The 17,180-nt window shown below is 43.1% G+C and carries 13 protein-coding genes, 1 other RNA gene and 1 pseudogene; 9 read left to right on the top strand and 6 right to left on the bottom strand.

The genetic code is table 11. From position 1 onward, the window contains the following. Nucleotides 1-2: 2 nt before the first annotated feature. Nucleotides 3-746, top strand: a pseudogene (locus tag V7K50_RS13245) (RNA-guided endonuclease InsQ/TnpB family protein); the annotation flags it as partial. Between the two features lie 76 nt (nucleotides 747-822). Here the strand turns inward: V7K50_RS13245 and trxA are convergent. Continuing rightward, nucleotides 823-1,140, bottom strand: a complete 318-nt coding sequence (gene trxA / locus V7K50_RS13240) for a thioredoxin (protein ID WP_334960625.1) — start codon at nucleotides 1,138-1,140, stop codon at nucleotides 823-825. Between the two features lie 548 nt (nucleotides 1,141-1,688). On the opposite strand from trxA, the gene fabG reads away from it, so the two are divergent. Then, nucleotides 1,689-2,435: a 3-oxoacyl-[acyl-carrier-protein] reductase gene (gene fabG, locus V7K50_RS13235; RefSeq protein WP_334960623.1), complete on the top strand. Its 747-nt coding sequence runs from the start codon at nucleotides 1,689-1,691 to the stop codon at nucleotides 2,433-2,435. A 353-nt stretch (nucleotides 2,436-2,788) separates the two neighbouring features. On the opposite strand, the gene V7K50_RS13230 is transcribed toward fabG, so the two are convergent. Both V7K50_RS13230 and V7K50_RS13225 read right to left on the bottom strand, forming a co-directional pair. Beyond that, the gene (locus tag V7K50_RS13230) at nucleotides 2,789-3,307 is read right to left on the bottom strand and encodes an FG-GAP-like repeat-containing protein (RefSeq protein ID WP_334960621.1); all 519 of its coding nucleotides are present in this window, start codon (nucleotides 3,305-3,307) and stop codon (nucleotides 2,789-2,791) included. A gap of 597 nt (nucleotides 3,308-3,904) precedes the next feature. After that, the gene (locus V7K50_RS13225) at nucleotides 3,905-4,987 is read right to left on the bottom strand and encodes an MraY family glycosyltransferase (RefSeq protein WP_334960619.1); all 1,083 of its coding nucleotides are present in this window, start codon (nucleotides 4,985-4,987) and stop codon (nucleotides 3,905-3,907) included. A 158-nt stretch (nucleotides 4,988-5,145) separates the two neighbouring features. On the opposite strand from V7K50_RS13225, the gene groL reads away from it, so the two are divergent. The 7 genes from groL to V7K50_RS13190 all read left to right on the top strand — a co-directional run bounded on the left by groL (nucleotide 5,146) and on the right by V7K50_RS13190 (nucleotide 13,169). Continuing rightward, a complete protein-coding gene (gene groL / locus V7K50_RS13220) occupies nucleotides 5,146-6,819 on the top strand; it encodes a chaperonin GroEL (RefSeq protein WP_334960617.1) in 1,674 nt (557 codons plus the stop codon). Between the two features lie 342 nt (nucleotides 6,820-7,161). Further along, on the top strand, nucleotides 7,162-8,304 hold the full coding sequence (gene corA, locus V7K50_RS13215) for a magnesium/cobalt transporter CorA (RefSeq protein WP_334960615.1): 1,143 nt from the start codon (nucleotides 7,162-7,164) through the stop codon (nucleotides 8,302-8,304). 64 nt (nucleotides 8,305-8,368) lie between these two features. Continuing rightward, nucleotides 8,369-9,067 (top strand): hypothetical protein, encoded by a 699-nt coding sequence (locus V7K50_RS13210; RefSeq protein WP_334960614.1) that lies wholly within the window; start codon nucleotides 8,369-8,371, stop codon nucleotides 9,065-9,067. A gap of 46 nt (nucleotides 9,068-9,113) precedes the next feature. Beyond that, an RNA gene (gene rnpB / locus V7K50_RS13205) (RNase P RNA component class A) lies at nucleotides 9,114-9,542 on the top strand. Between the two features lie 228 nt (nucleotides 9,543-9,770). Then, the gene (locus V7K50_RS13200) at nucleotides 9,771-11,084 is read left to right on the top strand and encodes an Nramp family divalent metal transporter (protein WP_334960612.1); all 1,314 of its coding nucleotides are present in this window, start codon (nucleotides 9,771-9,773) and stop codon (nucleotides 11,082-11,084) included. Nucleotides 11,085-11,288: 204 nt separating this feature from the next. After that, entirely contained in the window at nucleotides 11,289-12,002 is a 714-nt protein-coding gene (rnc, locus tag V7K50_RS13195; RefSeq protein WP_334960610.1) for a ribonuclease III, read from the top strand. 105 nt (nucleotides 12,003-12,107) lie between these two features. Then, nucleotides 12,108-13,169 carry a Gfo/Idh/MocA family protein gene (locus V7K50_RS13190; protein ID WP_334960608.1) on the top strand — a complete coding sequence of 354 codons (1,062 nt, stop codon included), beginning with the start codon at nucleotides 12,108-12,110 and terminating at the stop codon, nucleotides 13,167-13,169. Between the two features lie 45 nt (nucleotides 13,170-13,214). Here V7K50_RS13190 and V7K50_RS13185 read toward each other — a convergent pair whose 3' ends face one another. From V7K50_RS13185 to V7K50_RS13175, 3 genes are all read right to left on the bottom strand, one after another. Then, nucleotides 13,215-14,099: a hypothetical protein gene (locus V7K50_RS13185; RefSeq protein ID WP_334960606.1), complete on the bottom strand. Its 885-nt coding sequence runs from the start codon at nucleotides 14,097-14,099 to the stop codon at nucleotides 13,215-13,217. 441 nt (nucleotides 14,100-14,540) lie between these two features. After that, nucleotides 14,541-14,915 carry a hypothetical protein gene (locus tag V7K50_RS13180; protein WP_334960604.1) on the bottom strand — a complete coding sequence of 125 codons (375 nt, stop codon included), beginning with the start codon at nucleotides 14,913-14,915 and terminating at the stop codon, nucleotides 14,541-14,543. A 29-nt stretch (nucleotides 14,916-14,944) separates the two neighbouring features. After that, entirely contained in the window at nucleotides 14,945-16,669 is a 1,725-nt protein-coding gene (locus V7K50_RS13175; RefSeq protein ID WP_334960602.1) for an ABC1 kinase family protein, read from the bottom strand. Between the last annotated feature and the right edge of the window lie 511 nt (nucleotides 16,670-17,180).

Below are 17,180 nucleotides of genomic sequence, written 5' to 3'. Positions count from 1 at the left end.
TATTTTGTGAAGATGGGGAGCGCCAAAGTGAAGGAGGCAGGAGGCAGGAGGAACCCACGTTTTTAAACGTGGGATTGAACCACTTCTACACTGATAGTAACGGGGAAACAGTCGCCAATCCTAGACATCTTCGCAAGAGTGAAAAGTCTTTGAGACGACTGCAACGCCGGATGTCTAAGACTAAAAAAGGTTCCCAGAACAGAATTAAGTTTAGAAATAAACTTGCTCGTAAGCATCTCAAAGTAAGTCGTCAGCGTAAAGACTTTGCTGTAAAAACAGCAAGGTGCGTGGTGAGGTCTAACGACCTCGTGGCGTATGAAGATTTGATGGTGCGGAATATGGTGAAAAATCGTCGCTTGGCTAAGTCGATTAGCGACGTTTCGTGGTCGCTGTTCCGTGAATGGGTTGAGTATTTTGGTAAAGTGTTTGGTGTTGTCACGGTTGCTGTTCCACCCCACTACACCAGTCAGAATTGCTCTAACTGTGGCGAGGCTGTGAAAAAATCTCTTAGCACTAGAACTCATTCTTGTCCTCATTGTGGGCATACCCAAGATCGGGATTGGAACGCGGCACGGAACATATTAGAAAAAGGATTGAGTACGGCGGGTCACGTCGGAACTAACGCCTCTGGAGAGACCGATCAATACTTGGGTGAGGAAACTCCTTCAAGCAAATCAACTCGTGGAAAGAGGAAACCTAAAGAGCGATCTTTGGAATCCCCCACTATATTCGTTACTCCGAATTAGTGGTGGGAGGATGTCAATGAAAAAGACGCGATATTTCGCGCCTCTAAGAACCAAAATTCCAATTCTAAGTGTTACCTTAAATCTTTGTTTGTAGATATTGCACTAACTGGGGCGCTTGCATCACTCCCTCTATCCGCTCCACAGGTTGACCCTGCTTAAACAGTACTAAGGTTGGCAGAGACGCAATTTTATACTGAGTAGCCAAATCTGTGTATTTCTCTGTGTCAATTTTGACAATCCGTAGGCGATCCTTAAGTTGGGCATTGACTTGCTCTAAAATTGGCACCATCATCTGACAGGGGCCACACCAGTCAGCGTAAAAATCTACTAATACAGGTACATCAGAAGCAGACAGCATCTCTTCAAAGCTGTTAAATTGCTTTTTAGTTGCCATGATGACACACACCGATTTTCAATTGTTTGTTTCAATAGTAATTCTTAGAAAATAAAATCGGTATAGATTCATCGGTTTTTGTTGGTAAAAGATTAGATTAGTTGATCTAGACTGATTTGCCGGATAAGAATCTTAAATAATTATAATAAAATGCGTATATTATTTTAATTTGTGTATACGCAATAGATATATATTTAATGGCACGCCTCTACGCTGATAAACAGATGTAAACGACGAAGAACTTTATCTATTTAATAAGTGTAGTTAAAATTCCTAACAGATTATCAACAGGGTTAAGATAGATTTCATTTAAATCAATATTCACCACCTGATTTTCTAGCTTTAAAAATCGCCAAAATGACATATAATTACTACTTTTATCGGGTGTTTTTCATAAAAAAACTGACTATTTATTAATTATCTAATTTGCATCATGACAGCAACATTGTCATCCCGCAAGAGTTAGATTTTATTCAGAGAATATTCAGATGTTCCCGAAATCACCATAAGATAATTAGCGCGGTATTTCTAAGATTGAGGAACATGAAATGACACTATTACAAGATAAAGTCGCAATTGTCACAGGTGCATCACGAGGGATTGGGCGGGCGATCGCAATTGAATTAGCTTCACAAGGAGCGATCGCAGTTGTCAATTATGCCAGTTCGAGTGCGGCTGCTGAAGCAGTTGTTACAGAAATTACAAGTGCGGGCGGTCAAGCGATCGCTATCCAAGCTGATGTTTCTCAAGGCGATCAAGTAGACGCACTAGTTAAGACCGTCATGCAAAAGTTCAGCCGTGTGGATATCTTAGTCAACAACGCAGGTATTACCCGCGACAATCTGCTTTTGCGTTTGAAGACAGAGGATTGGCAAGCTGTGATAGACCTGAATCTAACTGGTGTTTTCTTATGTACACGCGCCATCAGTAAAATTATGCTGAAACAGCGATCGGGGCGAATTATCAACATTACTTCCGTTGCAGGGCTAATGGGCAACCCAGGCCAGTCAAACTACAGCGCCGCCAAAGCAGGTGTCATCGGCTTCACCAAAAGCGTTGCCAAAGAACTAGCTACTCGCGGCATCACCGTTAACGCCGTCGCCCCTGGATTCATCGCCACCGACATGACTAGCGATCTTAACAACCCGGAAGATATTCTGAAATACATCCCACTCGGTCGCTTCGGCCAACCTGAAGAGATCGCTGGCATGGTGCGCTTCCTCGCTGCCGATCCCGCCGCAGCCTACGTCACCGGACAAGTTTTTAATGTCGATGGCGGTATGGTGATGTCCTAAATAGTGCTGAGTTAGGAGTAGAGACACGATTAATCGCGTCTGTACAGGAGTTACGCGGTGTGCAACTTTCTCTCAAACCTAACAAGAACAGCCCCTTCCCTACTAGCGTTGGGGAGCAAAACTTAAAGCCTCTTCCCGAAGCGGGGAGAGGAATGGAAGTGGGGTTTTAAGAATAAGTTGCACATCGCGCGGAGTTAGGAGTTAGTAATTTTTGTAGAGGCGTGACAAGGCTAAAATATTGCAAAAAAATTGTAGGTTGGGTGGAGGCTTTGCATAACCCAACATCCTGATATATGTTGGGTTGTACTTTGCTTAACCCAACCTACAATTTTCCTTAACCCAAGGGTATTGCCCTATAGTGCCCTTCTAACAGTTACTTTGTCGTCGTTAACCACAATGGCATCAGCCTTGCGATCGCCGGTGACATCGGCGAAGAATGTTCCCCGACTTCCGTAGTAGGGATTCTGCGTGAAGGACTCGTTACCAGTAAAACTAGAACCATTGGAGCGTCGGACAGTTACTTTGTCGTCGTTAACCACAATGGCATCGGCCCTGCGATCGCCGGTAACATCGGCGAAGAATGTTCCCCGACTCCCGTAGTAGGGATTCTGCGTCCAAGACTCGTTACCAGTAAAACTAAAACCGTTGGAGCGTCGGACAGTTACTTTGTCGTCGTTAACCACAATCGCATCAGCCTTGCGATCGCCGGTGACATCGGCGAAGAATGTTCCCCGACTCCCGTAGTAGGGATTCTGCGTCCAAGATTCGTTAAAATTGAATTGCGCTTGTGCGGGATTTCCAAATATTGACAACAACACAACAGCAGCAAACAGCACAACAGAAGCAATTCGCTTGACCTTTGTTTTTTTCATCGGTTATGCACAACTAGATAGGACTTATACCGTTTCTTTGTGAAGCTGCATATATTTCCCCCCGATGCCTTGGGAGGACTTCTTATGTGCATCTTCATACAGAAATGGTATTAAGCATGAACAAAAGTTAATTTTGAGACTTGAGTTTCAGCTTCAGCTTGAGATATCTAAGACAGATAACTTTCTAGCTAAAAATATAATTTTTACAATAGTTTTTAACTATTAAATATTAGTCTTAAGAATTACATCAAGCTAACAAGCTTTATCAAAAATATAACATAATGCTAGTAGCTACTTGATACATAACTTCTTAAAAATCTACATAATTAGCGCTCTTCTATCACTCTCGTTAAATAAAAATCAGCAATAGCCGGATTGGGTGAGAAGCCTACACTGCAATGCTTGCAGTCCGTGTAGGAGTATGTCACGGATAGATTGGCGAGCCAGCGCGGTCTTCTCCCTTTGGGAAAAGGGGATACACCAAGGCAACGAGCGTCATAGCACGTTGTAAACATCACTTTGCATTGGTAAAATATCTTGGCATATAGAGAATAAAAGATAGTAGGGCTAGCATTGCAATGCCAACCCTACAAACAACTAAGGCTGTTGACGTATCCTTTGCCAGACAGTAAAGGCCAAAAGAAGGATAATGCTAGTAGCAGTAGCTACCATCACAGTCAAACTCATACCTTGTATTCTCATCGCCAGCAAGTTAAAAACTAAGGTAATTGACCAAAGCGTGAAGGCAGCATTGCGCTGGGAGAGTCCCCAAGCAAGTAAGCGGTGGTGCAGGTGGTCTTTGCCAGGAGTACTTAGAGGGTTATTTCCTGCTAGTAGCCGCCGCACAAATACTTGAGTGGTGTCTAGCACTGGTAACAACAGAAATAAAACCGTAGGAATTAGTGCATAAACTGTGTTTTGTTGCAGTTTCCCTAAAATACTAGTTGCTGCCAGCACATAACCGAAAAAGTATGCTCCGGCATCACCCATAATAATTCGTGAAGGATGAAAGTTATGGCGTAAAAAGCCCAGTGCAGCACCTGCCAAAGCTGCGAGTACTAAAATTGCGGCTGCACGGTTGTTAAATTGGGCTGCAACGGCCAACAAACTCATGGCCGTAATAAAGCTGATTCCTCCTGCCAAGCCATCCATACCATCCATCAAGTTGATGGCGTTGGTAATCCCTACTACCCATAGTACTGTTAGCGACATGGAAAGGAGCGAGTCGATGGGGGTACCAAACATCACTTTGACGCTGATGCCATTAGCTACCAGCAACAGTGCCGTGACAATTTGCGCCCACAATCGAACAGAGGGCGGTAAGCCAAACTGATCATCGATAAAGCCCACAAGGACTAATATCGAACCTCCCAACAGAATAGTGAGTACCTGAGCCAAGACGTTTTGGAGTTCGATCGGTCGTAAAAGGCTAGCTAATACCAGCGCGGCAATTACACCCGCGTAGATAGCCAACCCCCCTGCATTGGGTAAAGGTTCTCGGTTGAGTCGCCGGGCGTTGGGTTGGTCAGCCCAACCTACCCGCAAGGCGAATTTGCGTACTGTCGGAATTAAACGCCAAGTTACAACCCAAGCCAAGAGGAACGTAAATACTACTGCCAACCAGCCGGTGCCGCCAGGGTCGGCAATACCAAGGGATTTAAGGGAGTTCTCTAGATTCATCTCCCAATTCAAGCATTACTGCCAGTATCTAATATGAGCATCACCTGTATATTAATCAATTTTTTTTATTTCCATTTGTAACTTGAGCCAGTTGGGAGATTAGCACTCTTGCTCTGTGAGTGCTAAATTGTCTAATGGAAGCGCTGGAGAAATCAAACATGGCGAAAATTATTGCATTTAACGAGGAATCTCGGCGAGCTCTAGAAAGGGGTGTTAACGCCCTTGCCGATGCCGTAAAAATCACCTTGGGGCCAAAAGGTCGCAATGTCCTTTTAGAGAAAAAATTTGGCGCACCTCAAATTGTCAACGATGGTATCACTGTTGCCAAGGAAATTGAATTAGAAGATCCTTTGGAAAATACTGGTGCAAGACTCATCCAGGAAGTAGCCTCAAAAACTAAAGATGTCGCTGGAGATGGGACAACCACCGCCACAGTTTTAGCACAAGCCCTGATTCGGGAAGGTTTGAAGAACGTCGCGGCGGGTAGTAACCCAGTTAGCTTGAGACGCGGAATCGACAAAACTATTGAGGCACTGGTACTAGAAATTGCCAAGATAGCCAAGCCAGTAGAAGGAAGTGCGATCGCTCAAGTTGCCACTGTCTCTGCTGGTAACGATGAAGAAGTTGGCCAAATGTTAGCCGAAGCAATGGAAAAAGTCACCAAAGATGGTGTAATTACCGTTGAAGAATCCAAATCCCTAACCACTGAACTAGAAGTAGTTGAGGGGATGCAGATTGACAGGGGTTATATTTCTCCCTACTTCGTCACCAACAACGAGCGACAAATTGTGGAATTTGAAAACGCTCGGATTTTGGTTACTGATAAAAAAATCAGCAGCATCCAAGATTTAGTGCCGATTTTGGAAAAAGTCGCGCGTTCTGGTCAGCCCTTGCTGATTATCGCTGAAGATGTTGAAGGTGATGCTTTGGCAACTTTGGTGGTAAACAAAGCGCGGGGTGTACTAGCCGTAGCTGCCATTAAAGCACCTGGGTTTGGCGATCGCCGCAAAGCTTTGTTAGAAGATATTGCTATTCTCACCGATGGACAGTTGATTTCTGAAGAAATCGGCTTAAGTTTGGATACCGCTTCTCTCGAAGCCCTGGGAACTGCCCGCAAAATCACCATCGACAAAGAAAGCACCACAATTGTCGCTGGCAGTGTCACCAAGCCAGAGGTACAAAAACGGATTGCTCAAATTCGCAAACAGTTGGCAGAAACCGATTCCGAATACGATCAAGAAAAACTGCAAGAACGCATCGCCAAGCTCGCTGGCGGTGTGGCAGTGATTAAAGTGGGTGCGGCAACCGAAACCGAACTCAAAGACCGCAAATTGCGGATTGAAGACGCGCTGAACGCTACTAAAGCCGCCGTGGAAGAAGGTATTGTTCCTGGTGGTGGGACGACCCTAATTCACTTGGCTAAGAAAGTAGAAGCGATTAAAAACAGCCTAGAAAATGAAGAAGAAAGAATTGGGGCTGATATAGTCGCACGAGCGCTAGAAGCTCCTTTGCGCCAAATAGCAGACAACGCCGGTGCTGAAGGCTCTGTAATCGTCTCTAGAGTTCGGGATACCGACTTCAACATTGGCTACAACGCCGCTACCGGGGAATTTGAAGACTTGATTGCTGCTGGGATTATCGACCCTGCCAAAGTCGTGCGTTCAGCTTTGCAAAACGCTGGTTCAATTGCTGGTTTGGTCTTAACCACCGAAGCGATCATTGTTGAAAAGCCGGAGAAGAAATCCGCAGCTCCTGCCCCTGATATGGGCGGTATGGGCGGTATGGGTGGTATGGGCGGCATGGGCGGCATGGGCGGTATGGGTATGTTCTAACTTCTGCTCACCCAGATAAATATTTTTTAAACAGTTTGTCTTGGCAAGACAAACTGTTTTTTGTAGCATTGCTGATTCAGAGGCGATATGTTATACCAATTCGTAATTCCTCAGATTAAATCTGACTGATGATCAAATTAGCAACCTAAATAATTGCTTAATCTAGAAATGACTGTCTTTGTATTAATTTTTGTAAAATTAGTGTAACTTGTTATTTGTTATTCACTAATACTTCGACTTACCTCGGCTCCCTTCGACTGCGCTCAGGGCGAGTCGCTCGGCACAAGTCGCTCAGTACAAGTGACCAATGACAAATGACTAATAACTATTAGGTAGTATTGCATGGCACGAAAACTGCGCCGCGCTCCGAAAGTAGTAACTAAGCGATATGAAGATGAATTCTATCATCAACCAGGAACTCTGCCAGGAACCATTATTATTGATGCAGATGCTCCGCCACCGATAATTTTCTTGATTGACTATAACCAAACCAATTTCACCCGTGAACAAATAGGAACTCCAGAAGAGTGTGTTCCATATCTGGAGATGGAATCTATTTCTTGGGTAGATGTACAAGGTTTAGGCAGTCAAGACATATTACAACGATTGGGTAACGTTTTTAAGTTACATCCTTTAGTTTTAGAAGATGTAGTCAATGTGCCGGAGCGTCCGAAAACAGAGGATTATGAAGACCAATTGCTATTCATTAGCCGCATGGTAGTACCAAAGGAAAGAATATGTGGTTTTCATAGCGAGCAAGTGAGTTTAATATTAGGTAAAAATTATTTGTTGACAGTCCAAGAAGAACCAGAACATGATTGCTTTGAAGCGGTGCGATCGCGGATTGAAAAAAACAAAGGTATCATCCGTAAACAGGGAGCGGATTATTTAGCTTACGCTGTGTTAGATGCGATTATTGATGGCTTTTTTCCAGTGCTGGAGCTTTATGGGGAGCGAATCGAAGAGTTGGAAGAGGAGGTAATAGTCAGACCAACTCCGCAAACACTCCAAAATATTTATCAAATTCGGCGAGAATTACTGCAACTACGTCGTGCTATCTGGCCCCAGCGAGATGCAATTAATGCCTTAATTAGAGATGGTAGTGATTTGATTAGTGAAGAAGTGCGAATCTACCTGCGAGATTGTTATGACCATACCGTGCAAGTAATGGACATGGTGGAAACTTATCGAGAGCTAGCATCGGGATTAATGGATGTGTATCTTTCGGCAGTGAGTAATAAAATGAATGAAATTATGAAGGTACTAACGGTAGTTTCAACAATTTTTATTCCCCTGACTTTTGTGGCCGGAATATATGGTATGAATTTCAGTACTGAAAAATCGCCATATAATATGCCTGAATTGAATTGGTATTGGGGCTATCCACTTTGCTTGGGATTAATGGCTGCGATCGCACTTAGTTTATTATTCTTTTTTTGGCGACGAGGTTGGCTACAAAATTCTGTCACAATGAAGGGCAATTAAAAATTGCAAATGAACGATGAGTAAAATATACATTCATTAGCACCGGGAGTTAAGATTCTGAGTTATGAGGAGTAGCGACCAGAATTTAATAGTTTTGACGGCTTATATTATCGGTGTCTCTTATGTGTTTAACCGTATGGTTGAATCCATCGACGACCAAATTAAGTTTGAGTTTAAGAAAGGAATCGTTGATGAGCAGCTAAAAGAACAAAATCTCGACGATAAAATTGGAATTTCCTTTAAACTCAAAGCCTCATATCCAATTGACGATTTGAAAGATTTAGGAATTAGCATTGAAAATAAATCCGATCATGTTGCCGTATACGTTGACTGGGACAACAGTTCTTTGGTAGTTGAACATAGTAAGCAATCGCGCCGCGTGATTCGGAAATCACCAGACTTAACCCGCGACTTAGCAGTACCCCAAAGTCCTAGTCTGATTGCTCCCAAGAAAACACTTTCGGAAACGGTGACAGCAGAAGATGTTTTCGAGCGCGATAAAGAAGCTGGAACCTATTCAGCCAAAAAACCACTAATTGATATCAACGGGCTGCAAAAAGGACAAAAAAAGTTATACAACGACTTTATTAACAGAAGAAAGGAGTTGGATTTTTCCCTGCAACTGGTACTCAGAATATCTGAGGTGCGTTTAGGTCTAGCCCCAGGTCGTGATTTTCCTGCCATTAGCATTATCAATTGTCCTTTCACAGTCAAGAAGCTACCCTGGACTTACGCTCTACCTTGGAATAAAAAAAAGCAATAGCAACCAGACATACTATGCCATCCAAGATTACACTGGATCTAAGGAGAGAGTAGGCGCAGGTGGTTGCAGATCAGTCATAGTCACTGGTTTGAGGAAAGTCCGGACTCCCGAAAGACCAAACTTGCTGGATAACGTCCAGTGCGAGCGATCGTGAGGATAGTGCCACAGAAAGATACCGCCAGGACTAGGGACTGGGGACTAGGGACTGGGGACTGGGAAGAATTTTCCTAATCCCCAATCCCTAATCCCCAATCCCCAACCTGGTAAGGGTGCAAAGGTGCGGTAAGAGCGCACCAGCAGTATCGAGAGGTGCTGGCTCGGTAAACCCCGGTTGGGAGCAAGGCGATAGGAATTATGGTTGGTCTTTTACCAGTTCCGCTCAATGAGAGCCGCTAGAGGCGTTTGGTAACAAACGTCCCAGATAGATAACTGCCCTCGCAAGAGAACAGAACCCGGCTTATGTCCTGCTCTCTCCCCTGCAATGGAGTATGAACCTTTCACGGTTTGTACTCTATTATTTTTTGTACGGATTTTGAGCGATCGTCTTTTATTTTTTCCACAGAGGTTTACCCACAAACCTTTAAAAATCAAGCTTTTTTGGATAAAAAACCCAGGTGTGATGTCTGGATACTAGTTCTCATTTTTCTTTCATTTTTACCTGCTCTATGGTAATTTTGAAAAATGAGAGAATTATGAGTAATTTATGAAGAAAACAGAACGAATTCCTTCTCTGCCAGAAGTTCACCGAACGATTAAAGTGCCTGTCGGAGGGGGTTTCTGGCGTAAGATGTTGGCTTATACAGGGCCAGGATACTTGGTTTCAGTGGGCTATATGGACCCTGGCAACTGGGCAACTGACTTAGCTGGCGGTGCCCAATTTGGCTATATGCTCCTGAGTGTCATCCTATTCTCTAATTTGATGGCAATTTTGTTGCAGGCGCTTTGTGTCAAATTGGGGGTGGCAACGGGACGAGATTTGGCACAAGCCTGTCGAGATAATTACAGTCCGCGTGTCAGCTTTTTCCTATGGATTCTATGTGAGATTGCGATCGCCGCTTGTGACTTGGCAGAGTTAGTCGGCAGTGCGATCGCCTTACAATTATTATTTGGCATTCCATTAGCTGTAGGTGTTTGCATCACAGCTTTAGATGTGCTAATGGTGTTGTTTTTGCAAAGCAAGGGCTTTCGCTACGTCGAAGCTTTAGTGATTACCATCATTGCGGTGATTGGTGGTTGCTTTATCGTTGAATTGATTGCTGCTCGTCCCGATTTGGCTGGAGTTCTCCAAGGCTTTATCCCTCAGTCAGAAGTGGTGCGAAATCCAACAGCACTATATATTTCCATTGGGATTTTAGGGGCAACCGTTATGCCCCATAATCTTTATCTACACTCTTCCATTGTGCAAACGCGCGATTGGCAAGAAATTCCTGAGAAAAAGCGCGAAGCCATCAAGTTTGGCATGATCGATTCAAGCGTTGCCTTATCGATTGCTCTATTTATTAACGCTGCTATTTTAATTCTATCTGCTGCTACCTTCCACTTTTCCGGTCATCAGGATGTGGCAGAAATTCAAGACGCTTACAAGTTGCTGTCTCCGGTGCTTGGGTTTGCACCTGCGAGTATTCTCTTTGCGATCGCTCTGCTAGCATCAGGACAAAACTCTACATTGACTGGAACCCTAGCCGGACAGATTGTGATGGAAGGATTTCTGCAAATTCGACTGAAACCTTGGCTAAGACGCTTGCTAACTCGTCTGGTGGCCATTGTTCCAGCCCTCCTAACCATTGTATTTTTGGGCGAAGGTAGCACCACCAATCTACTGATTATGAGTCAGGTAATTCTGAGTTTACAGCTTTCTTTTGCCGTAATTCCCCTGGTGATGTTCACTAGCGATCGCCGTTTGATGGGAGAGTTTGTTAATCCTCGCTGGCTGAAAGTTCTTGCTTATGCCGTAGCGACGGTAATTGTTGGACTAAATGCTTGGTTGTTATGGGAGACATTCTTAGGATGGCTATAATAAAATCCATTAATGTAGGTAGGTTGGGTTTCATTCCTCAACCCAACTTACCCCGGAGTGCTTTTTTAGGCTTAACCGAGCAGTATTGGGGTTAGCTGACCACATCGTGTTGACTGTAATTTGCGATCCTTTGTGCAGAAATATATTCAAAATAAGCTAAATATAGCGGTTTTCACTCGATTGCCCCCTTCGCCTTGTTATGTAATGCCCCTTGCCTATCCACGCCGTCAACGGCAACTCGAAAGTTTAGTCCAAAAATTAGGTTTGTCGCTAGATGCACCTATAAAGTGGGAACTGCTAGATTTAGCGCTAACTCATCCCACTGTCTCTGATTCGGCAAATTATGAACAGCTGGAATTTGTTGGTGATGCAGTGGTGCGGCTAGTGTCGGCTGTGGTTTTATGGGAAAATTATCCCGATTGTCCAGTCGGAGATTTTGCGGCAATTCGTTCGGTGTTGGTGAGCGATCGCATCCTCGCCCAATTGGCCAGAGTTTATGGTTTGGAGTTATACTTGCTAGTTGCTGGTAGTGCTACTGCTGATAAAGTTGGTCTAGAGTCACGACTAGCAGATGCTTTTGAAGCAGTTCTGGGTGCGCTTTACTTAAGCACTCAAAATCTGGAACTGATTCGTTCTTGGTTAGATCCCCACTTTCACCAACTAACCACAGAAATTCGCCTCGATCCTGCCAGACTTAATTACAAAGCTGCTCTCCAAGAATGGACTCAGGCACAATTTAAAGTTTTACCAGAGTATCGGGTTGTGGAAGTCAGTCAACCGCACCGTAATCAAGAACGTTTTGTGGCTGAAGTGTGGCTGCACGGAAACAAACTAGGAGAAGGTAAGGGACGCTCGATCAAAACGGCTGAACAAGCAGCAGCCAAGGTAGCTTTTTTAGCAATTCCTAATCCGCAATAACCCTGAACTCAAAAGATTACAAATAAACTGATAATCAGTTGGTTGCCATGAGTCATTTTTTATTTGACAAATGACAAATAACTAATAACTAATAACTAATAACTAATGACAAACCAAATTAAAATTGCTCTCATCGGGGTTGGGCGTTGGGGAGTGCATCTGCTGCGAAATTTCTTAGCACATCCCCAAGTAAATGTAGTCGCTGTAGTAGATCCTCATCCAGAAAGATTAGCGGTGCTAAAGCAGCAATTTAACTTAGATAAAGATGTACTATTAACAACCCAGTGGCAGGACTTAAAGCAAGTGCCAGGGTTGACAGGAGTGGCGATCGCCACTCCTGCTACCACCCACTACGCTTTAATTAAAGACTCTCTCCAACAGGGATACCATGTTTTAGCAGAAAAACCCCTAACACTCAACCCAGTAGAATGTCGGGAACTTTGCCATTTAGCAGAGCAACATCATCTGATACTGATGGTTGACCATACTTATTTATTTCACCCAGCAGTTGAGTGCGGAAAAACTGTAGTACAGGCGGGTAAATTAGGTGATTTACGCTATGGCTACGCGACGCGTACCCATTTAGGGCCTGTTCGCCAAGATGTTGATGCACTGTGGGACTTAGCAATTCACGATATTGCCATCTTTAACGCTTGGCTGGGTGAGATTCCTGTGAAAGTACAAGCAACGGGTACGGTGTGGCTACAGGGTGAGGGGAGTAGGGAAATAATCCACTCCCCATCTCCAGGATTAGCTGATCTAGTATGGCTGACGCTGACATACCCCAATGGCTTTCAAGTTTATATTCACCTGTGCTGGCTGAATCCTGATAAACAGCGACGGCTAGGAATTGTAGGCAGCCTTGGCAGCTTGATTTTTGATGAAATGTCACAATCATCACCTCTCACCCTAATACATGGGGAGTTTGAACAACAGGGCAATCAATTTATTCCTGTGAATCAAAAGCAGGTGGTGTTGGAATTAGAACCAGGTGAACCATTGGGACGAGTTTGCGATCGCTTTGTTGTCTCTATCCTTAACAATACTCCCTCAGAGGTTTCCTCTGGCTGGGTAGGCACTGAGTTAGTAGAAATTCTTGCTGCTCTGACAGTATCTCTTGAGCAAGGCGGCAAACCTATTTTTGTTGATAAATGCTCTCCAGCATAATTCTCAAGTAATTATTTCCAAGTAGAAATACCTGACATCTGCTGATTAGCGGTAATAAAAATTAAAGTTACTCAAAGCTGTAAGTCTTAAACACAAGGAACGATAGTAATAGCCAATAAATTTATCTAGTTTACGTACCAGCTTTTGGAAAATTGAATTTTTGCGGTACTCAATCGCTTCGTGCTGTTGAAAATATATCAGCGTTTCATCTGGATTTGCTTGTCCCTTTTTGATTTTCTGGCGTTCTACCCAATCCTTGAAATAAACAATACCGTCCATAGCATCCCATCGAACTGGTAATCCAGCCTTAGCAGCAGCTAATCCTATTGCATAACCCTCAGCACCATAAAAACCATTTAATTCACAGTAAAGTGCAATGGTTTTCCAGTGCTTGAGAAATTCGATTTCACGCTCATCTTGCCTTGTAACTACAAATAACATTTCCATCACAAACTGGATACTATTATCTTCTAAATTCAAATCCAGTTTTTGTGCTAGCTTGTTAACAATTTCCAAGTCTCTAATTCTTTTTGGCTTGTGCAAGTCATTTACTGAACCAATGTAGGCTTGATTATGTTTGACAATACTCGTACAACTTCTTGCTGTGACTCCAGGAAGATATTTTAGATTTGATGCCACCTTATCCAATATTCTGATATCTACATCAACAAAAATGCAGGTATTAAATAGTAATAATGCTTGGGCAATAACAAACCTTTTATCGTGGTAACAACCAATGCTTTGTTGTTGATGCGAAAAGGCTAAAATATGAGAAAATTTACTAAATTCTTGTGGCTTATCTGTTAAGATTACCAACTTGGTTCCAGGTGAATGTTTTTCAATATCTTGAGCTAATAGCAAAGCATGAGAGCGATATCTTTTACCTAAGGCTAAGGTGCAAAAGCAAAATTCTTTTTCTTCTTGACTCATAGCTTATAAAACTCCTTTGAAAAAGATAAAAATAAAAATTTGCACGAAAAATCGTACAAGGGTGAGTATTCCTGACTATTCTTTGAGCAGAGATACTACAGTCTACGCACGTAATTTTAACGCGATTAGATATTATTTGTGAAATTTCAGTAAAAAATAAGTATTAACCGCGAGGAAATAATTTCCTCGCGGTATAGCGGTTCCCATTCAGATGCGGTACAAGATTAAATCACCAGGTGTAGGGGCACGGCAGTGCCGTGCCCCTACGGGTGTACCTCACGTAAACGAGAACCGCTATAAAGATTTACGTTAATTTGTATGTTGCTGAAGCTTTCTATAGCAATCTTATTTGATTTGTGAAAATCACAAGACTCAGATCCCCGACTTCTTAGATAAATCGGGGATCTAGTTGTTCAGGAATGATTTAGGATTGCTATATATTTAAGAAAAAGAATCTAAATCTAAAGATTGCATGCCTTCGCGTTCTATAAAGGTCATCATACTTCCCAGCTGCAACCAAACTAATAAACAAGTAAACAGACTAATTGGTAAACCGACTCCTAAAGCCAAGGAGGAGGGAAAGCCAAATATCTCTAAGCCTGAAGAGAGAAATACACAAGTACCAGCAGTTATACCGATAAATGGCACAAGCAGTTGTTTCAGTGATGAACGCGGTTTAGTATTTTCTGTACGTTCGCTTGGCCATTTCTGCACAATTACTTTCAATGTACCAGATAATGCCAAACCAGATGTTAATGCTGCCAAAAAGCCAACAAGTAATAGGAAGTAAGGTGGCTGTAGAGGAAAATAGTACATCAAAACTCCTAATTGATATTAAAGATTTTTTACTTTTTATTTGTTGACTGGTTGTCTGCAAAAGCCCCAAGTGATGTTGCTTTTGGCAGGATAGCAGCTGCACCTTCTCTGGATAACTCTGTTAAAATGCCGATCGCTACATTTAATAAACGATCCGGTTTTAAGTCATCTTTAATCAGGTTCCACACCCGTTGAACATCTTCGGTGTGGAGGCGATCATCTTCGGTGAGAGCAAGCACCAACTGACGCCGCAGAAATTTGCCTTCTTCGGACATTAAATATTGAAACCCCATCTGGGCTGTGGGCAATACATCAAAGTTGCTATCGGTACGAGCGATCGCGATTAAATTTTCTAAACGCTGCCACTGAAATTTACCATCTTTGAACAACACATTCAATAATCGTCGCCGCAATTCGGGTGATTCTCCTGTCAGCAACCGCCGTGCTATGTAGGGATAACCCACTTCCACGATTTTGAAATTCGGGTTGAGGGTAAGGGCAATTCCTTCTTGGGTAATGAGGGAACGAATAATCAAGGCAAACTTTGCCGGCACTCGGAAAGGATATTCATACATCAGTTCCGAAAATTCATCGGTAATAGTTTTGAAGTTAAAATCCTTGACATTTTTGCCAATAGCGTTTCCTAGCACTGCTTCTAATGCTGGCACTATGGGGCAAATATTCGTGTCTGGAGTCAGAAACCCTAATTTTACAAAGTCTTCGGCTAAGTCGGTGTAGTCTTTATTCACCAAATGCACTAGGGCATCCACAAGTGCTTCTTTGGTGCTTTCCTCCAATTGATCCATCATGCCGAAGTCAATATAAGCCATCCGACCATCGGGCACGGCAAGTAAATTGCCGGGATGGGGGTCAGCATGGAAGAAGCCATTTTCTAACAGCTGTTGCAATCCTGAGGTAACGCCTATTTGGATGATTGCTTCTGGGTCTAAACCTGCTTGGCGGATACTTTGAGTGTCTGTCAGCTTAAACCCATCAATCCATTCCAGGGTTAAAACGTGGGTATTAGTGTAACGCCAGTAAATACCTGGAACTTTTATTTGCGGGTCGTTGCGGAAGTCGCTAGCAAATTTTTCGGCGTTGCGGCCTTCATTAATATAGTCAATTTCTTCAAATAACTTCGTACCAAACTCGTCCACAATTAAAGTTAGATCGTGACCGAGATTTAAAGGCAACCAAGGTGCTAGCCAACCGGCTGCCCAACGCATCAGATATAGGTCGCGGGTGATTACTGGGTGCAAGTTGGGGCGTTGCACCTTTACAGCGACTTCTTCGCCACTCACTAGACGACCTCGGTATACTTGTCCCAAGCTAGCAGCAGCTACTGGTTTAGCTGATAGTTCGCTAAAGCTGGCGTGAATTGGACGGTCTAGTTCAGTTTCGATAATCTGGTAAGCGATCGCATTATCGAAAGGTGGTAACTGGTCTTGTAACTTGATCAGTTCTTCTAAGAAATCTTTGCGTATCAGGTCTGGTCTGGTGGAGAGGGCTTGACCAACTTTAATAAAAGTCGGGCCGAGGCGGGTGAGCATTTCTCGCAACTGGATCGCTCGTTTACCCTTGTTCTGCTCAACTTTATCTTGCCATTCGTCCCACTTCAGATTGAGTATAAATCCTGCAAAGGAGGAGATAATTCTCAGCAGTCGCCCCCAGGCTAGCCAAGGACGGTAACTATAGTAGCGAGCGATCGCATCTGGATTATAGAGTTTTAGTTGAGCAGGTTGATACTGACCCACGCCTTTTTTTTGCCTCTTCAACTCAAAAATTTACCATGATTTTTTTCTCCTGACCCACAATTTAGTTGCAAGTTCAAGATAGCGGTAGTATTTTATCTAAAACAACTAGAACTTTACCCTTTTAAGGCTACTGTTGGAAGCGATTTTAGCTTGTATTACTGCCTAGATTTGTTTATCTTTTTCTTAATTATACTTTATAAAACTACAACTAATTATCCAACTTTCAGATGATTTTATCTTTTCTTAACTTTACTTGAGATAAATATAAATATTTACCTATATATGCAAGTTTGATCAGGAGATGAGAACTCAGTAACCCCTCACAACAGAGATCCCCGACTTCTCACAGAAGTCGGGGATCTTGGTAGTATGTTTATTTACACACTGCAATTTAAGCGGAAAATAAAATATTCTTTGTGTCCACGATAAAAATTACAGCCGCAAGTATAACTTTAGTAATTGGTAGTAGTTTTGCCACAATTACCAATTACCTACTTTTAATTATCATGTA

The organism is Nostoc sp. (genome assembly GCF_036917135.1).
In the GTDB taxonomy this organism is placed as follows: Bacteria; Cyanobacteriota; Cyanobacteriia; order Cyanobacteriales; family Nostocaceae; genus Nostoc.
This window is presented reverse-complemented; position numbering and strand designations above follow the sequence as displayed.